Raw genomic sequence first — 21226 nt, forward strand, 5'->3', positions numbered from 1 at the left:
ATTTTATGCATGTATATAAACAGTCAGTAGCAAACTTGAAGGACAGAAATATGAATACAGGTACGGTTAAGTGGTTCAATAATGCCAAAGGTTTTGGTTTTATTTGCCCAGAAGATGGCGGAGATGATGTATTTGCACATTATTCCACAATCCAGATGGATGGTTACCGGACACTCAAAGCGGGTCAAAAGGTCAGCTACACGCTTATGATTGACGGACCTAAAGGCGCGCATGCTACCGCCATTATCCCAATTATCGAAAGTGGTGAAGCGAAAACAGAATAAGCTAGGGTAATAGAGCACAGTTAATTATTTTTAAGGGGTAAATAATTAACTGTGGCTATTCCAAATTAACGACGTTCTAAATTAAGACAGTCTGCAACAAATATTATTGTTCATCCGTTGCCTGCAAATGATGCATATCACCATACAATTCAGTTAATAACTGATATTGCTCTTCATCATAGAACGCGCATTGCCCTTCACCGAAAGCTTTTGCGACTTCAATCATAAATTTCACAGTCGCAGCAATGTCTACTTCATGGCTGGCTCCCGTTGAACAACCCGGTACAACAGTTTCAGTGCAAATGGCGACACCAACAACCGGAACCGTCGTTGAAACTGCTGGTTGCATAATACTATTGAGGTGATGAAGCCCATTGCCATAAGGCGTGATATCTTGGATAGATAGCGGGAAAGTCACTGCATTTTGTCCGCTACTCCACTCCATTAAACGCAATAGATCCTCAGAAACAGGTAGGATATACCCCGATTTAACCGTCGGTGATAGCGCATAACCCTTATGGTTAATTAAGCGATTTCCTTTGGTGGTATCCACCGATAAAATTGCATCAGCTTCAGGGATCCCTTCATGAAGATTCATCGTTGCGTCTTCAAGGGGGGAATCCATAAAATCGACGGGTGTATGCGGACGAGTTGGTGCATTTGGACAGATATGCGTTGTAATGATCACATCCCCCTGTAATGCATCTCCTCTTTGCTGCATTTCAGCCAATTTTAATCCCGTTGTGATGGCAGCAATTGCGCCATCCGCATCAGAAACAACCCCAATGCGCGAAGGCCTGGCTCCCAATCCACCTAAACGCCCGATGATCCCTAACGTTGGTGCATTCTTACCTTGGGACTTGCCTTGTATACCCGGAATGGTGATTCTGACGAAATCGCTTTGGCCTTTTTGATCGACAACCGTCGTTGAAATGACTTGAACTGAGGGGAAATCCTGGAACAACTGAACAACATCATGCCCACTAACATTCGCACAATCGAGCAGCTCATAAACGCACAAAGTTTGCTTTAGAGTCATTGTACTCCCTTTAATTCTAATTATTTTTTTTAGAGTTTTAGAGTAAACGGGCACCAAAGGAGCACCCGCTTACTCTGAATACCCCTTAACTAAAGACAAAGGGTATATTTCCTGATGAAGGCGTATTCACGCACTTTGAATGGTATTTAATTATTATTTACTGCAACTACTCATTACTGAACTTTTACTACTGATACTGCTGTATATCACAAGGTTTTTTGACTACTTGGTACTACGCTCTAACCAATAAGGATCCCCAACCATACATCCTAGGTAAGAAGCCTTACGGTAAAGATCTTGGGACAACTGCACGATAATCTCATCGGTCATTTGCGACGCAGGGAGACTCAAACACAACGCATACAACGTATTTTGTGAAGGGTCATATACTGTACTGGATACAGAAGCGACACCGGCAACTGACTCATTGACTGAAAACTCCCAACCTCGTTCAGTGATCACGCTAATGCGCTCATTTAAACTAGCTCGAGACTCTTCAGGCTCTAAATTAATTAAGTTTATGCGCTCATTTATCGGCAAACGTGCTAATAATGCGCGCCCCGTTGATGTGCCACCAATAGGTAAACGCGTTCCCGGCTGCGTAACCACTTGCAGCATGCTATTACCAATTCGTGCATGAACAACACGGACTTTATCTTCATCTAACGCAGATACATAACTGGTAAACCCCGTATCTTTCGTCAAACTGTCTAATGCTTCTAACGCCATATCAATTAAATGGTTCATGCCACGAGCTCGGTGGGCAATCTCCATAATCAACAAACCTGGACGATAAATCGGCGCGTTATTTTTCTTTTCGAGTAACCCAAGTTCTGCCATCTGCTTTAACAGACGTGACGCGGAGCTTTTCGGCATCGATAATTCATTGACCAACGTAGTGACCGTTAGCTCATTACCTGAGCGTAAAAATAGGCGATACACGTCGACAACACTTGTTAAAATACTCATACCTGAGTTTCCTGCACTAGCAAGCCATAATCCAGAGGCTTTCTATCTCTTAGATAAGGCACATTTAAACGCGTATATGCCTGAAGACGAAAATCAATCTCACCAACTAACAACTGTTCTTGTTCGCAAGATGCCTCACACAAAACTTGCCCACGCGGGCCCATAATTTTACTGCCACCAAATAGGTGTAAATCTTCTTCATGCCCCCAGCGATTGACCGCTAGAAGATGCGTGCTATTTTCTAAAGCACGACACGCTGTATTAATGTCCCACATATCGCGGTCTTGAATACACCAGGCAGAAGGCGCAATCAGTAACTCAGCGCCTTGTAAAGTGAGGATCCGCGCTACTTCAGGGAAGCCCATGTCGTAGCAAATCATCACACCAATTTTACCGATTGGCGTATCAAACACGGGGAAAGTATCCCCGTTTTTGAACCACTGTTTTTCAATACCAAACGCATGAACCTTACGAAATACACCGCTGATATTTTCACAGCCGGGATTCCATACACCCACTGAGTTATACACTTCACCTAGACGGCTACCGCGTTCGGCAAATCCCGCTACAATCGTGATATCTAAGCGGGAAGCCAATTGACTAAACATGCGATATGTTTCGCTGCCGTCAAAATCGCTGAGATCCCATAATTGAGTAGATAATAGATCACCACGATAACCGGTTGTGGCTAACTCAGGGAAACAGATAAGTTTTGCCCCTTGCGATGCCGCTTGTTCGCATAATTGCGCCATGCGTTGCAAATTACCCGTCTTATTCCCTAGCTCAGAATCGAACTGAGCTAGCGCAACTTTAACTCGGTTATCAGTCATCCATTTGCCCTCAATCTAAATGAGAAACTTGGCGGAAGTGAATGCCTTTTTCGCCTCGGAATGCCGCTAATAAGCGCATACCAATCCAATAAGCCACCGCACCAACCAGCAAAGAGTTCAACGCTGGGACACCAATATCTGCACCCAAAGGTCCTAGAGCAGAAGTTCCCCAACCAACAACGACCGCACAGCACCATGCCACTAAAGTTACTGGGTTATACGCTTCACAACGCGTTGGTAAAATGCCTTGTTCTCGGGTGATATCCAGCTCTTTTCTGTCACGTTTTAACAAGTAATAATCAACAACCATAATACCCGCGACAGGCGGAATCGAAATACCAAGATAAATTAAGAAACTAATAAAGTTATCTAAAATGCCTAACATGGAAGCCACAGTACCAAAAATACCAATAATCCATGTTAAATAACGGCGGTCAAAACGCTTATTAAAAATAGCGTTCAACAGTGTGGAGAAGCCGAGTGATGAAGAGTAGAGATTGATATCATTCATTTTAATTGTTGAGAAGATAACAATCGATGCACCTAGCAACCCAGTTAACGCCATCATCAAATCAAAAACTTGGCTTGTGCGTAATGCTAAAGCCATTAATACCGCTATCATGTTGACGAAAAGCTCGCCACAGAATGTACCAATCAACGTCATCCAGAACACATCTTTCGGCTTATGCATAAAGCGACTGATGTCTGGTGTTGTTACAGCAGAGATGATAAAACCACCCGCAACCATCGTAATTGCAGCTGGCATTGTCATTAAAGGCCCGGCAGGTTCAGTGGCATTAATTAATAAACTAATGTCCTGTCCCGATAATAAATTATAAGTTGCCCAACCTAGTGCGAATAAAAATAGCGGTGTTGAAATATTCGCGGTAATAGATAAAAAGCGATACCCATATACCGTAATAATTGTCACCGCAATGCCTGTAATAAGCGACCAGGTCCCTGGTGTTAGCACGTTAGTCGCTTTATACATACCATCCGCGAAGAAACCATTTTGGACACCGAACCAACCCATTAAGGAGATAGCAATGGCACCTCCAATTAATGCCGATCCTAGTTTTCCAAAACCAGACCACCGAGACAGTAGACTGATTGACATTCCTTCACGGCAAGCTGCCGCTCCGAGACCCCAACTGACGACCTGTAAAATTACAGAACCGAGCATTGTTGCCCAAAACGCCTGCCAAAACGTTAATCCATAACCAAGCGCTGCACCTAGCATCACTTGCGAAACGCAAGCGAGTGAACCGATACGGAGGATCAACACTTCATAAAACGGTCGACGAGCACTTTGCGGTACCCGCGCCAGAGAATAATCTTCACCTGCTTTATTTGCCATTTTTTATCCTGCTGTGTATGAGTCTTTACTTGTGATTTTTTGGCTTTTCGCTAAAGTTCCATTTAACGGAACTAGGTTTCATTTATTCTACAAGACGAATAATATCCACGATCGGTACTAAATCGCAAGTAGAATTTACCTTTTTGATAGCTTTTTTATTATCGGTTATTTAAATGGTAGGAGAAATAGGAGGGGGTAAAAACAAAATAAGCTGTAAATTAATAGGTTAAAAAAACCACATTTGATTAGAGAAATTTCACAAAATGAGTGTTCATCGATAGATAATTCTAATTTAGACACGCAAATATAGAGTAAATTATCTTTTCATTGCCGTTAATCTCACAAAATATTCGACCTAAACAGCTATTCACTAATTATTTTATCTAATAAATTGCCTTATTCGTGAGAAAAAAGTTGTAGAGATCCCCCCTCTACAACTTTTCAAATAATCACTGATGGATAAATTACTCTCTTGCTAATGCATCAATCGGATTTAATCTCGCCGCATTTCTCGCGGGTAGGAAACCAAAAATAATCCCAATCGCCGTTGAACAGGCAAATGCACTGACAAGTGCAATTGGATCAAATGCAAATGTCCAGCCTGGCAGCGCCATTTGAGCAATCAGACTGACGCCATAAGATAAGCCAATTCCCATTAAGCCACCGATAAGACACACTAACACCGCCTCAATAAGAAATTGCTGCATCACATCCATCGTTCGAGCACCAACCGCCATACGAATACCGATTTCACGGGTTCTTTCTGTGACAGACACCAACATAATATTCATCACACCAATCCCCCCAACCACAAGGGAAATGACAGCGACCAAAGTCAAAAAGAGCTGCATAGTTTGGGTGGTTTTTTCCGCTGTTTTGACCAATGTATCAATATTATAGGTAAAAATATCCTTCTTACCGTGACGCAAAGTCAGCAAACGGGTCAGTTGCTGCTCAGCCACTTTCGCATCAATGCCATCCTTCACTCTAACCACAATGCTGTCATAGTAAGAACGGTTAATCAGCTTACTGTTAATTGTCGTGTCGGGTAAAAACACTTCTAGGCTTTTACTGGAACCAAAAATTGACTTTTGTTCTCCTAATACACCAATGACAGTGGCGGGCATATTTCCGATGAGCAATGTCTCACCCACGACATTCTGTTTGTTCGGAAAAAATCGTCGTTTCGTATTACCGTCAATCACCACCACAGGCGCACGCCGATCAAGCATATCCTGAGTAAATCCCATCCCTTCAGCGAATTTATTACCATAAACTTGGAAATAACCTACCCCCACTCCTGCGACTCGAGCCACCGCATCTAAATTCCCTTTACGTAATCGAGCTGAGGTATCAATGGAGCCAGTCACCGACTGAACATAAGGCTGCTGAGCAATGGCAGAAATATCAGAGGATTTCAACGCTTGCCGGTTTTCTGGGTCATCGCTGCCAAAATCTTTTCCGGGATACACCGAAATTGTATTGGTACCAATCGATTTAATATCATTCAATACCATCCCTTTGGCCGCATCGCCAATTACCATGATGGATACCACTGAGGCAATACCAATCACAATTCCCAGCATCGTCAGCAAGGTGCGCATTTTATTCACTACCATCGCGCGCCACGCCATCAATAAAGCTTCACTAAATCGGCTAACCCATTGCCCTAATGGATTTTTCTTCATCGCGATTTTTGCCGGAAACTCAGCTTTCTTCGTTGCTAACATACCTGAATCATTGATGATTTCGCCATCTTTGATTTCAACGATCCGCTCTGCTTGTTGCGCGACTTTCGGGTCATGGGTAACGATGATCACCGTATGCCCTTGGGCACAAAGATCTTTTAAGATCTTCATGACCTCTTCCCCCGAATGGCTATCCAGCGCCCCCGTCGGCTCATCCGCCAAAATAACCTGTCCGCCATTCATCAGAGCGCGAGCAATACTAACCCTTTGTTGCTGCCCCCCCGACAATTGGCTTGGGTGATAATGAACTCGTTCACCTAAGCCTAAACGTTGAAGTAATTGCACCGCCCGTTCCTGTCGCTGAGACTTGCCTGCTCCGGCATAAATAGCGGGGATTTCAACATTTTGCTCAGCACTCAAATGGCTCAGTAAATGGTAACGCTGGAAGATAAAGCCAAAATGTTCACGTCGTAATTGTGCCAATTGGTCATTATCCAATGTCGCAATATTTTGACCTGCAACGAAATATTCCCCTGATGTGGGTTTATCCAAGCATCCCAAAATATTCATCAACGTCGATTTTCCCGACCCTGACGCACCGATAATCGCCACCATTTCACCGGCATTTATTTTCAACGAAACATCTTTGAGTACGGTGATCTCCTGCTCACCCGCAGGATAGCGCCGCGTAATATTATGCAGCTCCAGTAAAGTCGTCATCATTACAATTCCGTATCGCTGCTGCGACCGACGATGACCTTATCCCCTTCTTGCAACCCTTTAATCACTTCCACTGAAACATCGTTACGACTGCCAATTTCAATGTTTCTCTTTTGCGGTATCCCATCATTCAAAACTTCCACTTCATAAACTTGCGGAGTGACTTCGTTTCCTAAAGCGAGCAAGGGAAGGAGCAGCACATTTTTATGGGACTCAAGCTCAATCACCACTTGTGCGGTCATTTGTAGCTTTAAAAGATGTTGAGGGTTTGGCACTTCAAAACGGGCATAGTAGAAAATCGCATCGTTAATTTTTTCAGGGGTCGGTAGGATATCTTTCAATTTTCCTGCGAATTTTTTATCCGGAGCGCCTAACACGGTAAAAGACGCACTTTGCCCTGGCTCAAGGTAGATAACATCCGCTTCGGAAACTTCTGCTTTGACCAACATAGTATCCAAATCAGCGAGCGTTAAAATCGTTGGTGCCTCTTGGGCGGCAATTACCGTTTGCCCTTGTAATGTTTTGATAAACGTCACAATACCATCCATTGGCGCTGTAATTTGGGTGTATTTCAGATTCGTTTTTGCGGTATCTAAAGAGGCGCGATTACGTTTAATCTGCGACTGATACGTGGCCACCTTCGCTTTATTCACTTCCACATCGGTTCTGGCTTTATCCAGCTCTTGCTGAGCCACCGCTTGTACTTTTGAGAGGCTTAAATGGCGTTGGTAAGTCACTTGTGCAAGCTTTAATTCAGCCTGAGCCAATGCCAAGTTGGATTCTAATTCATGGATAGTTTCTTGAGATTCAGTGACTTCGTTTTGCGCTTTTTGCGGGTCAATAACGGCAAGCAGATCGCCTTTTTTAACGGTATCACCTTCTTTAACGTACAGTGTTTGCAGTTGACCGCTAACCTGCGCCCCCACATCCACTTTACGTACAGCATCTAATTTACCCGTCGCCATAACCCGCTTATCGAGATCGCCACGAGTCACATCAACCGTTTGGTAGCTCTCTGGTTGCTGGTTACCAAGAAAAAACCATGCGGTAACCAGCGCCGCGAGTAGGACAAATATGCCATAAATCCATTTTTTTCTTGATGCTGCCTTCATTAACTCTGTTCCTATTTTCAATCAGAGGGCCGCCCCTCTCTTGAAAATAAGATAGCTGAATAATTATCACTCTTCACTAAACAGATTTAAGATTAACTGCAATTTATATTAATACGCCTTACCGCGTGCCAACCATGCGACTCTTGAGAACATATTTCTCAGAGCTAATGGTACAGCTTCAGGGCCTAATTCAGCGGCACGGTTTACTGTCGCCAGCGCTAAGTCAGGTTTTGACGTCCGTGCAATCGCTTTTAAAATCACGCGGCGAGTGGATACTCGAGCATTTTCAGGAATTTCTGCAATTTCATGGTACAAACCTTGAAACCCTTCGCGATACAGAAAATGTTCCATATCCGGTGCAGGCAACATGGTTAACCGGTCTCTATCTGGCGAATTAATTTTGTTGGCGTAATGCGTCGCCGTTGCGGCATATTTTCGCCCTGCTTCATCCCCATCAGTTAATACATGCCATTCAATGCCCATTTTATTGGCAAATTTTAATAAAGGTTTTAAGCCACTTTGTGCAAAAGCAATTACCTTAATGCCTTCTGTTTCGAAGAAATAATTACACTGCCTTGCAAATTCACTCATTAGCCAAATTTCCGTTTCACCTTCAACCAGTAGCCAACAACGGGCAAATAATGCGGAAGGTCGATTAAAGCGGATATGGAAAGAGATTTTACGTAACTCTTCAGCACTTAAATCCTGCGGGTTCAAACGATATGCAGACACTTTATTAGTATCACGGACAAGACGGCATAAGCTGTCAATTGGCGCTTGGGAAAGTAAGTCACCAGAATTGGTTGTGGTGATCCGCTGCAAGGAGAATAAACTAAACAGCCCCCACGCAATAGACAACATAATAGGGTGTAACCGTGTTTCAGGGTCTTCCACAATAATAATTGGGCGAGCATGTTTATCCAGCTCAATATTCCCTTTAGATTGCAGTAACGATGAAAACATCCCTAAGATAATCAGGCGAATATTACGTTGATTCGGCTTCGCTATTAATCGGTTAATATTATCCAATGCCTGCCACCCCCGCTTACGAGGCTCGATACTAATCATTGGATTATCCGTTTTCACCATATGACCGCTTTTCCCTGAAAAATAGTGGCTCAGCAATTGCTGCATCGCGTCCACCCCATCTTCAAGGTCATTATCACTTAAGCGTTCAGGATTATTCACCAGCGCCATCGTCAATTCTTTAATCTGATGATTAAAGTTTTCACGGAAATTGTTGCTTCCGCTGACTATCGTCTCGGGGTTTATACTATTTAAGAAACGCGCATCTCGTAAGCGAATTACGGGATATAAACGGACAATTTCTTTAATATACTTACCCACATTATCAAGGGATAATTTATTACCCCCAGAATTTAAGAAGCACTTATCTACCGTAACGCTGTTATCATCTTTTAGCTCCGCACTTACTCGGAATAAAATATGTTTTAAGTCATCCCCATTATCGACCCAAACAGAAGCTAGATTTTGGAAACGATAAGAATGATGGCGACCAGGACGACTCTCACAGAACTTTAAGACAATCTGCAAAGTACGAAAACGTGTTTCATCATCCCCTGTAGGATGGTGAAAATCATTAGCTGTGAATTGGTATTCGCGATGTTCGGGAGAGAGCAAAATATCTAAGGCATCGAGTAAACTTGATTTCCCCCATGAGTTTTCCCCGATGAGAACGGTATTATTATTAAGTTCTAAAGAAAGTCGGTTGATCCCTCTAAATCCGTATATTTCCACACGTTCCAGATACATATCTCTCTCCTTGCTATCGAAAACTGAGTTTGATTGTAACATCTTGACCACTCAAGGATCCGTGAAACAACCTGAACTATCTCAAATAAAAGCTTACTCATTAAGCCAATTAATTACTATACGAGTCAACACAGTACAAAAAAAACACGTTGCGATACATGTCCCTGTATTGAGCTTATTTAGTTGGTGATATAGGATGTTTATGCTTTATTTTCCAGCATTTTTCTCCTATTTTTAGTTAATCAGCCATTGAAAAATATTTATCACTCACGTGATATTTAGCATCACAGGTTAAATTTATTCATGTTTCGATAGCTATGTTCATGAATTTTTAAATATAATCTGTTGTTTATATTGGCATAAATTAGTGTAGTTAATGCAGTAAAACGAAATGAAATAAAAGGGCACTAACATGTATTCAGGCTTGCTGATTATTCTTTTACCTCTGTTTCTTGGTTACTTGATACCTATAAAAAATAAAAATGTTCTTCATCGAGTTCATCAGTCTTTAAATTCGATGGTGTACGTTATTTTATTTTTAATGGGTATTACCCTTGCTTTGCTTGAAAACCTCAGCGCACATTTAGTGTCCATCTTAATTTATGCCCTGACCTTCTTCGCCTGCATTTTTGGCCTCAATGCGCTTTCTTTAATTCTCCTGGATAAACTTGATCCGTGGAAAGTACCGCAGCACAAGCAAGAAAAGCCCCCTTCACGTATCAAAATGGTATTTGAATCCTTGCAGCTGTGTGGTGTCTTGCTCATTGGCTTTTTAGTAGGATTAACGGGGTTTAAATTCTTACATTATGCGGATAAAGGCAGCCAAGTGGCGCTAATGTTGCTGCTGTTACTGGTTGGGGTACAACTGCGTAATAGTGGCATGCATATTCGACAGATTTTAATTAACCGCCGAGGTACGACTATTGCCTTAGTCATGGGGGTTAGCGCCCTTATCGGTGGGGCAGCCGCAGCCTTTTTCCTTGGGCTTCCTATCAAAATGGGGTTAGCTATCGCCTCTGGATTTGGTTGGTATTCACTCACTGGTATCTTAATTACCGATGCCTATGGTCCCGTGATGGGTAGCGCCGCATTTTTTAATGACCTATTGCGAGAATTGACTGCCATCATGTTGATTCCATTAATCATTAATCGCTATCGTTCTACTGCATTGGGAATTTGTGGCTCTACGTCTATGGACTTTACTTTACCGGTATTGCAGCGTAGTGGTGGCGTGTCGATTGTCCCCGCGGCTATCGTTCACGGCTTCGTTTTAAGTCTAATTACGCCAATCCTTATGGCCTTCTTTACATAAGTAGAATTTCAGTCACAATAGCCGTTAATTTAGGTATCACAGGAAATTAACATGACGGGTAAACAACGAGTTTTAGTACTAGGTGCAAGTGGCTATATTGGGCAAAATTTAATTCCTAAATTATTGGAAGAAGGGCATGAAGTCACTGCTGCCGCCCGACGTGTAGACTGGATGCTATCCCAAGGTTGGTCGGATACTCGCTGTATCTATGTGGATTTACACCAGCCTGAAACCCTGAAAAATATCATGGACGAGGTGGATATTGTTTACTTCCTCGTTCATAGCATGGCGGATCAAGCCAATCTTATTGAACGTGAACGTGAAGCGGCACGCAATGTACAAAATGCGCTGCAAGGCTCTAACGTCAAGCAGGTGATTTATCTCAGCGCACTGCAACATGGGCATACTTATTCCCCGCATTTAATTGCCAGACGCTTAACAGGGGAGATTCTGCGCGAAAGTGGTATTCCTGTGACTGAAATTCGCGCATCCATAATTGTTGGTTCAGGTTCTGCGGCCTTCGAAATTATGCGAGATATGGTGTATAACCTTGCCATCTTGACGCCGCCTCGTTGGGTACGTTCAAAATCATCCCCAATTGCCCTTGAAAATATCCTGTATTACCTCACCCAGTTAGCCCAACTTCCCGTGACAGAAAGTCGAGTGTTAGATGCGGGTGGCCCTGAATATATAAGCTACCAAGAGCTCTTCAAGCGCTTTATCAAAGTCTCTGGAAAGCGTCGCTTGTTAATTCCAATTCCAATCCCTGTCAGCATGATCTCCGTGCACTTTATTAGCTTGATAACTTCAGTGCCGCCGACTATTGCCAAAGAGTTGATCCAAGGCTTACAACACGATCTGCCTGCAGACGATAAACTCATTCGCGAGCTTATCCCGCAAACGCTGATTTCATTTGATGATGCAGTCAGAACCACATTAGCGGAAGAAGCCAGTGCTATTGATAACTCTGATTGGGGTTACGATCCGGAGGTGAGAAAACGCTGGCGACCGGGTTACGGCTACTACCCTAAACAAGCGGGTTTTACTTTTAGCACCACAGCAACCACAGAATCGCTCTGGCATACCGTCCAGCAAATTGGTGGAAAGGAAGGCTATTTTTACGCCAATATCCTTTGGAAAACACGCGCCATTATGGACGATATGATGTTGAATAAAGTCAAATATGGCAGACCTGATCGTAACACCTTACAGGTTGGTGATGAAGTTGATGGTTGGCGAGTCATTAATCTGGAACCAAATAAACAACTTAGCTTACTTTTTGGTATGAAAGCACCAGGTTTAGGTCGATTAACTTTCACTATTCATGATAGTGGAAACCTACGCTCCATTGATGTTCGTGCATGGTGGCATCCTGCGGGTTTCAGCGGATTACTCTATTGGTTTGCGATGATGCCAGCTCATCTGTTCATCTTTAAAGGCATGGCTAAGCGTATTAGTGAATTGGCTATTCAACGGGACAAAAAGCTTGTGACAGCACCGATAGCGGAAGATAGCTCCAATAAGCCAGAATAAATTTAGCGTAAAAAACCAAATTTTTATGCATAAAACATTGCATAAATATGCTTACAGGATTAATATCGCGGGTAGTTAATTTAGATATTATTGGTAAGCATGAGCATTCAATTAAAAAACATAAACTGTTTCTACGGTAACCATCAGGCACTCTTTGATATCAACTTAGAGTGCTCTGCTGGTGAAACCATGGTATTACTCGGGCCAAGTGGCGCAGGTAAAAGCTCCTTACTGCGCGTACTGAACCTGCTAGAAATGCCACGTTCAGGTCAACTCAATGTTGCCAACCATACTTTTGATTTTGCCAAAACACCAGATGCGAAAGCCATTCGCGATCTGCGCCAAAATGTAGGTATGGTTTTCCAACAATATAATCTCTGGCCTCATTTAAGTGTGATGGATAACCTGATTGAAGCGCCATGCCGCGTTTTGAAGCTATCCAAACAGCAAGCACAAGAAAAAGCCGCTAAGCTGTTAGAGCGCTTACGTTTATCGCAATTTGCTGACCGTTATCCCCTGCATTTATCCGGTGGACAGCAACAACGTGTCGCGATTGCTCGCGCCTTGATGATGGAACCTCAAGTTCTGTTATTTGATGAACCAACAGCCGCACTTGACCCTGAAATTACAGCGCAAGTGGTAGACATTATTCGTGAACTTTCAGCAACAGGGATCACCCAAGTTATCGTGACCCATGAAGTTGAAATTGCCCGTAAAACCGCAAGCCGTGTGGTCTATATGGAAAACGGTCATATTGTAGAGCAAGGAGATGCTAGCCACTTCGCTGCACCTCAAACCGAAGCATTTGCAAATTATCTATCCCATTAATAGATTCTGTCCCACTAATAGATATAGGATTAAGCAATGAAAAAATTATTATTAGCTACATTATTAGGCGCTGTAACCCTATCTGCGGCGGCGGCGGAAAAAGAGACCATCCGTTTTGCAACTGAAGCAACTTACGCCCCGTTTGAAATGTTTGATAAAAACAACCAAATCGTAGGTTTTGACGTAGATCTGGCAAATGCAATGTGTGAAAAAATGAATGCAACCTGCACATTCACACACCAATCTTTTGATAGCTTAATTCCAAGCCTGAAATTCCGTCGCTTTGAAGCGTTAATGGCGGGTATCGATATTACCCCTGAGCGTCAACAACAAGTGGATTTCACCGAAACTTACTATCCGAACTCCGCTGAGTTTATTGCAGTAAAAGATAAGATTACTGCCGTTGACCAGTTAAAAGGTAAAAAAATCGGGGTACAAAACGGTACCACACACCAGAAATACATTCTGGAACAACATAAAGATATGACGGTTGTCCCTTATGATAACTACCAATCTGCCATTTTAGATCTGCAAAACGGTCGTATTAATGCGGTATTCGGTGACACAGCCGTTGCTGATGAATGGTTAAAAGCGAAAGGTAATGAAAACTTAGCGGCTGTGGGCGACAAAGTGACCGATCCACAATACTTTGGCATTGGTTTAGGTATCGCGGTTCGTAAAGGCAACAAAGAGTTGCTGGATAAAATGAACAAAGCCTTATCTGAAGTTAAAGCCGATGGCACCTACGATGCTATCCATAAAAAATGGTTTCAACAGTAGTCGATATAATTAATGAATGATTTATTCTTTTTAGCAAGTGCCGCCGGTATTACCGTCGGCCTTGCCGTTTTAGCACTAGTCCTTGGATTGGTTCTCGCGATGCTATTTACCGCGTGGGAATCTGTTCGGTTCAAACCTCTCGCCTTTTTAGGAACCTGCTGGGTCACGCTGATCCGTGGTTTACCTGAACTACTGGTGGTGCTGTTTGTCTATTTTGGAACCCTCCAGCTTATTAACCTGTTAGGTGATGGTATCGCCATTAACTTAGGCTTCTGGCAAGGTACTTTCCAAATTGACCCGAGCATTTTCTTTGCTGATAGCGGCGAATTTGACTACACACCATTCTTCTGTGGTGTAGTTGCGCTCGCGCTGTTATATGCATCTTACGCCTCCCAGACCTTGCATGGTGCCTTGAAAGCCGTACCTTATGGTCAATGGGAAGCGGGATTAGCACTTGGATTAAGCAAACGCACCATTTTCTTTCGCTATATCATGCCGCAAATGTGGCGCCATGCCCTGCCCGGCTTAGGTAACCAATGGTTAGTGTTACTCAAAGATACCGCGTTAGTCTCCTTAATTAGCGTCAATGACTTAATGCTACAAACTAAAACCATTGTGAATCGTACCCATGAACCATTTACTTGGTACGCTATTGTGGGACTGATTTACCTCGCTATCACCCTATTAAGCCAATTGGTGCTAAAACGTATTGAACTGCGCACCACGCGTTTTGAACGGAGTGATGCGAAATGATCGATTTAATTCTACAAATATTACCGGGATTACCAACCAGCTTGTCACTGACCTTCAGTGCATTATTGGTGGCTTTTATCTTAGCCATCTTCTTTACGCTGATCTTATCCCTCAAAACTCCCGTCATTTCACAAGCGGTTAAGGTGTATATCACCCTATTCACGGGTACGCCGTTATTAGTGCAATTCTTCTTGATTTATAATGGCCCGAGCCAATTTAAGTCACTGCAAGATTACCCTATGCTGTGGGAGTTTATTTCGACGCCTTGGGTTTGTGCGATGGTGGCATTAGCATTAAACAGTGCAGCCTATTCCACACTGTTATTCCATGGCGCGGTAAAAGCCATTCCGTCAGGTCAGTGGCAGTCTTGCCAAGCGCTGGGTATGAATAAGCTGCAAACTATGCGGATTATTCTTCCTTATGCGTTTAAACGTTCACTTTCATCCTATTCCAACGAAGTCGTACTGATTTTCAAAAGTACCTCTCTCGCCAGTACCATTACGATGCTGGATATTATGGGCTACAGTAGCCAAGTATTTGGGCAGACATGGGATGTCATGGCGTTTGTCGCGGCAGGGATTATCTATCTTGTGGTGAATGCGATTCTGACGTTAATTATGCGTCTGATTGAGCGTAAAGCACTGGCTTTTGAACATCGCAGCTAAAAGTTAACAGATTGTTTTTAAATGAAAAAGCTTGGTCTTATGCCAAGCTTTTTTGTATGAAAAACATATATGGCAAATCATTTCTATATATTATATTGCTTTTTGAAAGATAGACCTTTTTTGTATTGGTAGCATGAATCATTGCAAAATTATACCGATTAAATAAGGCTATCGAGATGATTACACAAATTAATTTTTCCGTTCCTTTTCAACAAGAACCTATTGTTAATTACATAGCAACGAATATCCCCGATCTATTTCAGAATAAGCTTGTCAAAGTATCAAATATTAGCCCTATTCAAGCAGGTATTTGCCGTGGTCTTTCCACTTGTTTTCTGCTGCATGAGAACAATAACCGTGGCACGCAATATATAGAAAAGATAAATGAGTCCTTTGACACTTTAGCCCATTATGAAGAGCCTCAAAATACACTCGATGAGTATCTTTTAAATTTCATTAAAAATGTCAAACTCTCAGAATTTAATGTTTTAATGCACCAAGCCGTCAATGAACAAATAGATTATTCAAATACTATTGCATTGGATAATCTATTATTCGATATAAAGAACCTCACACTTAGAGAGATAAGTGCTCAGGAAGAAAATATTGTGTATTTGGCTAACTTACTTCAACTACCTGAGATCACTAAAATATTGAGTGACCCCGATAAATTTATCATTGGCTATGATTCCCTTGCCAATTTAGTATTTTTTATAAAAAAAATACTGGATAGAAACGGCTCCAGTTGCTTGCATTTATCCCAGGAAGAAATAGCACCAATAAGAGAAAAATTATCCTATAGAATGCCGTTAACAACAGATGATGCCCATTTAATTTTGATTGCCTTTTTAAAATTTGAGTTAGACAGAATGGGGCTAATCTCCGTTGATAGACAAATTCGCGCAGGATTAATCGACGATAATACACAACCACTGGAAAATAGACAAAATATCAATCATTATGGCGAGTTAAAAACACTAGCTGATATAGAAATGGATATCGATGAATCAATAAAAAGCAAAGGTTATTATTATTCTCTTGTAGAAACAATCGGCCACTGTATGGCTATTTCTGCCAAAAGTAATAACAAGAAAGTAGTATATACATTTTTTGATCCAAACAATGGCATTTTATTTGATGAAGATAGCTACAGGTTTTTCAAACAATTATCTCAATTTTTTAATGAATTTAGTACCAATGATCAAACTGAGCATTCTTATGCTGGTCATGCATTACTTAATGTCCGCATAATTGATAAAAGAGCCAACAGTCAAAACAAACTTAGCTTACCTGAATTTTCTGATGAAGATATTCAAACTAATATAAAAAATGCACTCATAAAAAATAAAGCAAATATAGTATTACCCAATAATTTCAAAATAAAACTGAAAAGCCATGACTTAATAAGTAATATAACCAAAATCACCATTTATAAGGGACTAAAAAAATGGAATCTCGATTCAAATGAAACTGACGTTAAAAAAATGATTTCAACTATTACTGAAAATCTCCCATTAATAAAGAACACAAAAGGTAATTTGTCTATTGATAAATATGGGGAAATTCATAATAGATAGGCGTAAACCTATCTATTTTAATCACTATTTTCGCTTCAATAAACTCAATACTTCATAGTGTGCAGTATGCGGAAACATATCAAACAGTTGAATTTTGCAAACTTCGTATCCTGATAATAATTTAAAGTCTTGCGCCATAGTTTGGGCATTACAGCTAGAATAGAGAATATACTCAGGATGCATATCAGATAAATAATTGCATAAATTCTTACCGATACCACGGCGAGGTGGATTCACCAGCACTAAATCGGGAATATCTTGGCGGCTGGTGGCAAAATTTGTTGAATCTAACGCTTGGAACTCAACGTGCTGCAAACCTAGCTCTTGGGCAGACTGACGAGCACACTCAATAGCTGGCGCACTAATCTCAATCCCCGTTAGTTTGATCGTCTTATCCGCGCAATGCAAACCAAAGCCACCCACGCCACAAAATAGATCCCATAAACTAGTGATATTCAATTCTTTTACCCACTCTCGTGCAGTTTGATATAACTGAGATGCCACGATAGGATTAGTTTGGAAAAAACTTTGCGGACGAATAAACAGAGGAACTTGGTTAAATTCATCCCGCAACACATGTTGCTCAGTGAACATAACTTCTTGTTCACCTTCTAAAATAGCCATATGTACGGGCTGAATATTGGCGGTGATCACGGCTAATTGCGGCAATTTTTCTTGTAACCAAGGTAATGCTTTCTGTAATTGCTCGATTTTTTTATCGGAACGCAAGACAAAGCGCAACATAAATTGTTTGGTATGCCAGCTTTGTGTCAGCAAAATATATTTTAGCTCTCCACGCTTACGCTCAATGTTATAGGGGGTTAACCCAGCTCTCGCGATAAAAGGAATAAGCTGCGCGAAGATTTGCGAAAATTCAGAGGGATATAACGGGCACTCCGTTAAACTGACGGCGTCACCTTCACGGTTAACAATACCCAAAATTGGCTTTTCAACGCTACCACTGACAACCATTTTGGCTTTATTTCGAAATCCTTCAAATGGTCCCATCACGGGTGCCAAAAATATAGATGACGCCAAAGAAGGCAATAACGATTGCAGATTATCTTGTTTACGGGCAATTTGCTGTTCTGGCGATAATTCTAGCCACTGACAGGAGCGACATTCTCCTGCCAAATATTTTTCACAATGCATAGGGTATTTAGTGAATAATTACAGAAGGTTTATCATCAAGGTCGGATTCAGTGTCGTCATCATTATCATCCGACTCTAACTCTTCATACTCATCTTGGTTTGCATACAGTAGATTATTACTGAAAATTTCAAACACAATACCGGAAATTTGCTCTTCGGCCTGCTGTAAGAAATGGCTAAATTGGCGATAAGTAATTCCGGCTTCTAACGAAAATGATTGGCTAACCACCAACTTAGGTAGATTTTCATTATTAATTTCGAGAAAAACTTTTGCCGTTAATGAACTGGCGTTAATTTGGCTAATATTTGCCACCAGCGTAATAATCGCGGTAGGTTTAAGTTCTGCCAATGCTGAGAGTACTAACACATTATTAATAATGTCTAATTTAGCATCAAAGATCCCATCAATATTTTGCATATGAGGGAGATGCAAAGCAGCACAAGAATCACACTCGAAATAAGACGTTTTGAGTTGGTCTAGCCACTCTCGCAGCTGTGAGATATCTGGGTAACAAATAGAATCCATGAGCAATAACCTTCTTCAACTCAAAATAGCGATATACCAAAAATAACCATATTCATGCCAACCAAGCACTCATACTAACAAATCATTCAGTCTAACAAATAGAAAGCGGACAATTTTCACACATAGCCAATCTAAACACCAGTAAAACCATGCCCTGCTCTACTTTTCGTCTGGTTTATCATCATCTCGCATCGTCTCTTTTGGTTGATTACGACGGTCACGACTCGCGCCACCCGATTTATTATCAATTCCCAAAAAAGTAAGACCATGCACGGCTCGCCAAATAATATTAATCATCGCCGGAATTAAGCAGCCCATCCCGACCAGCACCATAGAAACAATCGCGCCAGAGCTGGCTAGCCATTCCGGCAGAGTAATATAGTCATTAGTAGCAAGTAATACGGTGATTAGTAATAATATTCCGATACCCTCAAGAAAAAGAACGGGTTTTGGCATATCCGCTAATGAGCGCATCGTCCCTTTAGTCTCTTTTGTGGGTTTTTGCTGTTGTTCCATGATGTTTTCCTTCGTTTTATTGCCTTATACTGACAGTATCGTCACCACCTCTAGCAAATTATATATACTGCCTATAGCTATGAAAGGAAAATTCAACTTTTATTTAGAAGCTGATGTTGGCATAGTATTGGGCATTATTATTTCGTATCTGAATAGTCATTAAAATCTGAGTTCTAAATTTAAGGAGATATTATGTACACTGTTATTTTTGGTCGCCCTGGTTGCCCATACTGTGTTCGTGCTAAAGAACTTGCAGAAAAACTGAAAAATGAACGTGACGACTTCGATTATCGCTATGTTGATATCCAAGCGGAAGGTATCTCTAAAGAAGACTTATCTAAAACCGTTGGTAAAACTGTAGAAACCGTTCCTCAAATCTTTATCGATGAGAAACACATCGGTGGTTGTACTGATTTTGAAGCATACGCTAAAGAAAATCTGAGCCTGTATAAGTAATCAATCTTACAAGACATTTTCTTTTATAAAGCCCCAGATGAGCCTATCATTTGGGGCTTTATTTTTTCTTTTTGTGCTATGCAAAAATATTTTCATCAAAAATTGCACTTTTTCTGATCACCGATAGAACTTTCCTCCTTTGCCGTAGTCTTAATTAGTGCCACTGCTTTTCTTTGATGTCCCCATATTGAGGAGCCCGATAGCCATTTGATTCTTTCATGCTATCGGGTTTTTTGTGTCTAGAACTTTTGCATTGCCCTGATAAATCACTGTTATTGAGCAAATATTGATTGAGTTAATGTTTAACAAAAAGTAAATTTGTCAGCTTGAGTAGCAAGGTCTAGAGCGTGTCTTGATTCACCCCCTTCCCATTGCTATGTCCCGTCTTCTTGAGAACTAATGTCCGAGGTACTCCGATCGTGCTGGAACAACTAAATCTGGATCTTTTTAATCTGATCAACGCAACGCCTGAGTCCGCAAGTGGTACTATTGCGTTAGCCACGGTGATCGCCAAACGCTTGATCCTTATTTTTCCGCTATTTACTGTTGCATGCTGGTTTTGGGGTGCACAGCCAAATATGACTCGCCAACGTGCCTTTGCCTGTAAAACGGCTTACGCCATTGTTATTGGTTTAGTGATTTCTTGGTTGATTGGTTATTTTGCGCCACATGAACGCCCTTTTGTGATGGGAATTGGTTCTAATTTCTTAGATCACGACGCAACACCTTCTTTTCCGAGTAACCATGGAACTATCGTCTTTACCTTTGTTTTTGCTTTCTTATTCTGGCTAAGAACGTGGGTTGGCTTCGTGTTTATGGTTCCTGCCATCGTTATTGCATGGTCTCGTATTTATCTTGGCGTTCACTGGCCGTTAGACATGATTGGTGCATTTATCTTAGGTGCTATTTCTTGCGGTTTATCTCAGCTGATTTGGGCTGTGGGCGGCAGTGTTATTCAGCAGCCAATCACTCGTCTTTACCACCTCGTATTTGGTTCTCTCATTCGCAAAAGATGGATGCAACCTTAATTGGTGATTTAAAGTACTGACCTATTATTAGTGTCAGTACTTTCCCCTTCATTTTTCCCGTCATTAAATATTGAGCTAAATCAAAGTTTGTTTTCATTTATTTTTAGCATCAATAACTTTATTTGAATTTATCAAATAAATATTAAAACAATTAATTAACAAATATTTTGTAACGTTTTCTTATTATTTTTTGTGACGAAAAATAAGTATTCTATTTCTAATCTTAAATCCCCTAAAACAATTAACATATTCCTCAAGAACATTAATTAACCAAAAAAATTAATCACGTTATTAATCAATTAATGCAATCACAAAAATACAATAAATA

General features: G+C 41.3%; 20 protein-coding genes. 10 read left to right on the forward strand and 10 right to left on the reverse strand.

Going from position 1 to position 21226, the window contains the following annotated elements; all coding sequences use genetic code 11:
- Window positions 1–50: 50 nt before the first annotated feature.
- Window positions 51–284: a cold shock domain-containing protein CspD gene (gene cspD / locus GKR71_RS01150; protein ID WP_036951850.1), complete on the forward strand. Its 234-nt coding sequence runs from the start codon at window positions 51–53 to the stop codon at window positions 282–284.
- A gap of 103 nt (window positions 285–387) precedes the next feature.
- Here cspD and GKR71_RS01155 read toward each other — a convergent pair whose 3' ends face one another.
- The 7 genes from GKR71_RS01155 to GKR71_RS01185 all read right to left on the reverse strand — a co-directional run bounded on the left by GKR71_RS01155 (window position 388) and on the right by GKR71_RS01185 (window position 9772).
- Window positions 388–1323, reverse strand: coding sequence for a DUF1177 domain-containing protein (locus GKR71_RS01155; RefSeq protein WP_154599928.1), 936 nt, complete (start codon window positions 1321–1323; stop codon window positions 388–390).
- Window positions 1324–1545: 222 nt separating this feature from the next.
- Window positions 1546–2292: an IclR family transcriptional regulator gene (locus GKR71_RS01160; RefSeq protein ID WP_036983690.1), complete on the reverse strand. Its 747-nt coding sequence runs from the start codon at window positions 2290–2292 to the stop codon at window positions 1546–1548.
- A complete protein-coding gene (locus tag GKR71_RS01165) occupies window positions 2289–3122 on the reverse strand; it encodes a nitrilase-related carbon-nitrogen hydrolase (protein ID WP_154609405.1) in 834 nt (277 codons plus the stop codon). Before GKR71_RS01165 ends, GKR71_RS01160 begins: the two co-directional genes overlap by 4 nt.
- A gap of 10 nt (window positions 3123–3132) precedes the next feature.
- Window positions 3133–4479: a purine-cytosine permease family protein gene (locus GKR71_RS01170; RefSeq protein ID WP_154599926.1), complete on the reverse strand. Its 1347-nt coding sequence runs from the start codon at window positions 4477–4479 to the stop codon at window positions 3133–3135.
- A gap of 464 nt (window positions 4480–4943) precedes the next feature.
- Window positions 4944–6887, reverse strand: a complete 1944-nt coding sequence (gene macB / locus GKR71_RS01175; RefSeq protein WP_154633850.1) for a macrolide ABC transporter ATP-binding protein/permease MacB — start codon at window positions 6885–6887, stop codon at window positions 4944–4946.
- 2 nt (window positions 6888–6889) lie between these two features.
- Window positions 6890–7999, reverse strand: coding sequence for a macrolide transporter subunit MacA (gene macA / locus GKR71_RS01180; protein WP_036951860.1), 1110 nt, complete (start codon window positions 7997–7999; stop codon window positions 6890–6892).
- Window positions 8000–8107: 108 nt separating this feature from the next.
- Complete coding sequence (locus GKR71_RS01185; RefSeq protein WP_036951861.1) at window positions 8108–9772, reverse strand: ATP-dependent nuclease; 1665 nt, start codon at window positions 9770–9772, stop codon at window positions 8108–8110.
- Between the two features lie 412 nt (window positions 9773–10184).
- Here GKR71_RS01185 and GKR71_RS01190 point away from each other — a divergent pair, with 412 nt between their 5' ends.
- From GKR71_RS01190 to GKR71_RS01220, 7 genes are all read left to right on the forward strand, one after another.
- Window positions 10185–11084, forward strand: coding sequence for a lysine exporter LysO family protein (locus GKR71_RS01190; protein ID WP_036951864.1), 900 nt, complete (start codon window positions 10185–10187; stop codon window positions 11082–11084).
- Window positions 11085–11135: 51 nt separating this feature from the next.
- Entirely contained in the window at window positions 11136–12617 is a 1482-nt protein-coding gene (locus GKR71_RS01195) for a DUF2867 domain-containing protein (protein WP_154633842.1), read from the forward strand.
- Window positions 12618–12716: 99 nt separating this feature from the next.
- A complete protein-coding gene (gene artP, locus GKR71_RS01200; protein WP_036951870.1) occupies window positions 12717–13445 on the forward strand; it encodes an arginine ABC transporter ATP-binding protein ArtP in 729 nt (242 codons plus the stop codon).
- A 36-nt stretch (window positions 13446–13481) separates the two neighbouring features.
- Complete coding sequence (artJ, locus tag GKR71_RS01205) at window positions 13482–14225, forward strand: arginine ABC transporter substrate-binding protein (protein WP_036951873.1); 744 nt, start codon at window positions 13482–13484, stop codon at window positions 14223–14225.
- 12 nt (window positions 14226–14237) lie between these two features.
- Entirely contained in the window at window positions 14238–14978 is a 741-nt protein-coding gene (artQ, locus tag GKR71_RS01210) for an arginine ABC transporter permease ArtQ (RefSeq protein WP_154633843.1), read from the forward strand.
- Entirely contained in the window at window positions 14975–15643 is a 669-nt protein-coding gene (gene artM / locus GKR71_RS01215; RefSeq protein WP_036951879.1) for an arginine ABC transporter permease ArtM, read from the forward strand. Before artQ ends, artM begins: the two co-directional genes overlap by 4 nt.
- Window positions 15644–15819: 176 nt before the next feature.
- Window positions 15820–17220 (forward strand): hypothetical protein, encoded by a 1401-nt coding sequence (locus GKR71_RS01220; RefSeq protein WP_154599923.1) that lies wholly within the window; start codon window positions 15820–15822, stop codon window positions 17218–17220.
- Window positions 17221–17244: 24 nt separating this feature from the next.
- On the opposite strand, the gene rlmC is transcribed toward GKR71_RS01220, so the two are convergent.
- The 3 genes from rlmC to GKR71_RS01235 all read right to left on the reverse strand — a co-directional run bounded on the left by rlmC (window position 17245) and on the right by GKR71_RS01235 (window position 19414).
- A complete protein-coding gene (rlmC, locus tag GKR71_RS01225) occupies window positions 17245–18372 on the reverse strand; it encodes a 23S rRNA (uracil(747)-C(5))-methyltransferase RlmC (protein ID WP_154599922.1) in 1128 nt (375 codons plus the stop codon).
- Window positions 18373–18379: 7 nt separating this feature from the next.
- The gene (locus tag GKR71_RS01230) at window positions 18380–18898 is read right to left on the reverse strand and encodes a YbjN domain-containing protein (RefSeq protein WP_036951887.1); all 519 of its coding nucleotides are present in this window, start codon (window positions 18896–18898) and stop codon (window positions 18380–18382) included.
- Window positions 18899–19057: 159 nt separating this feature from the next.
- Window positions 19058–19414 (reverse strand): YbjC family protein, encoded by a 357-nt coding sequence (locus GKR71_RS01235; RefSeq protein ID WP_154609407.1) that lies wholly within the window; start codon window positions 19412–19414, stop codon window positions 19058–19060.
- A gap of 192 nt (window positions 19415–19606) precedes the next feature.
- Here GKR71_RS01235 and GKR71_RS01240 point away from each other — a divergent pair, with 192 nt between their 5' ends.
- Entirely contained in the window at window positions 19607–19870 is a 264-nt protein-coding gene (locus GKR71_RS01240) for a GrxA family glutaredoxin (RefSeq protein ID WP_006657693.1), read from the forward strand.
- 419 nt (window positions 19871–20289) lie between these two features.
- Window positions 20290–20898, forward strand: coding sequence for an undecaprenyl-diphosphate phosphatase (ybjG, locus tag GKR71_RS01245; protein ID WP_230084994.1), 609 nt, complete (start codon window positions 20290–20292; stop codon window positions 20896–20898).
- Window positions 20899–21226: the final 328 nt, after the last annotated feature.

The sequence above is a fragment of the Providencia sp. wls1922 genome, from assembly GCF_009706505.1.
In the GTDB taxonomy this organism is placed as follows: domain Bacteria; phylum Pseudomonadota; class Gammaproteobacteria; order Enterobacterales; family Enterobacteriaceae; genus Providencia; species Providencia lanzhouensis.

Coding starts and splice junctions, on each gene's coding strand:
- cspD (WP_036951850.1), top strand. CDS start 51: ATGAATACAGGTACGGTTAAGTGGTTCAATAATGCCAAAGGTTTTGGT.
- GKR71_RS01155 (WP_154599928.1), bottom strand. CDS start 1,323: ATGACTCTAAAGCAAACTTTGTGCGTTTATGAGCTGCTCGATTGTGCG.
- GKR71_RS01160 (WP_036983690.1), bottom strand. CDS start 2,292: ATGAGTATTTTAACAAGTGTTGTCGACGTGTATCGCCTATTTTTACGC.
- GKR71_RS01165 (WP_154609405.1), bottom strand. CDS start 3,122: ATGACTGATAACCGAGTTAAAGTTGCGCTAGCTCAGTTCGATTCTGAG.
- GKR71_RS01170 (WP_154599926.1), bottom strand. CDS start 4,479: ATGGCAAATAAAGCAGGTGAAGATTATTCTCTGGCGCGGGTACCGCAA.
- macB (WP_154633850.1), bottom strand. CDS start 6,887: ATGACGACTTTACTGGAGCTGCATAATATTACGCGGCGCTATCCTGCG.
- macA (WP_036951860.1), bottom strand. CDS start 7,999: ATGAAGGCAGCATCAAGAAAAAAATGGATTTATGGCATATTTGTCCTA.
- GKR71_RS01185 (WP_036951861.1), bottom strand. CDS start 9,772: ATGTATCTGGAACGTGTGGAAATATACGGATTTAGAGGGATCAACCGA.
- GKR71_RS01190 (WP_036951864.1), top strand. CDS start 10,185: ATGTATTCAGGCTTGCTGATTATTCTTTTACCTCTGTTTCTTGGTTAC.
- GKR71_RS01195 (WP_154633842.1), top strand. CDS start 11,136: ATGACGGGTAAACAACGAGTTTTAGTACTAGGTGCAAGTGGCTATATT.
- artP (WP_036951870.1), top strand. CDS start 12,717: ATGAGCATTCAATTAAAAAACATAAACTGTTTCTACGGTAACCATCAG.
- artJ (WP_036951873.1), top strand. CDS start 13,482: ATGAAAAAATTATTATTAGCTACATTATTAGGCGCTGTAACCCTATCT.
- artQ (WP_154633843.1), top strand. CDS start 14,238: ATGAATGATTTATTCTTTTTAGCAAGTGCCGCCGGTATTACCGTCGGC.
- artM (WP_036951879.1), top strand. CDS start 14,975: ATGATCGATTTAATTCTACAAATATTACCGGGATTACCAACCAGCTTG.
- GKR71_RS01220 (WP_154599923.1), top strand. CDS start 15,820: ATGATTACACAAATTAATTTTTCCGTTCCTTTTCAACAAGAACCTATT.
- rlmC (WP_154599922.1), bottom strand. CDS start 18,372: ATGCATTGTGAAAAATATTTGGCAGGAGAATGTCGCTCCTGTCAGTGG.
- GKR71_RS01230 (WP_036951887.1), bottom strand. CDS start 18,898: ATGGATTCTATTTGTTACCCAGATATCTCACAGCTGCGAGAGTGGCTA.
- GKR71_RS01235 (WP_154609407.1), bottom strand. CDS start 19,414: ATGGAACAACAGCAAAAACCCACAAAAGAGACTAAAGGGACGATGCGC.
- GKR71_RS01240 (WP_006657693.1), top strand. CDS start 19,607: ATGTACACTGTTATTTTTGGTCGCCCTGGTTGCCCATACTGTGTTCGT.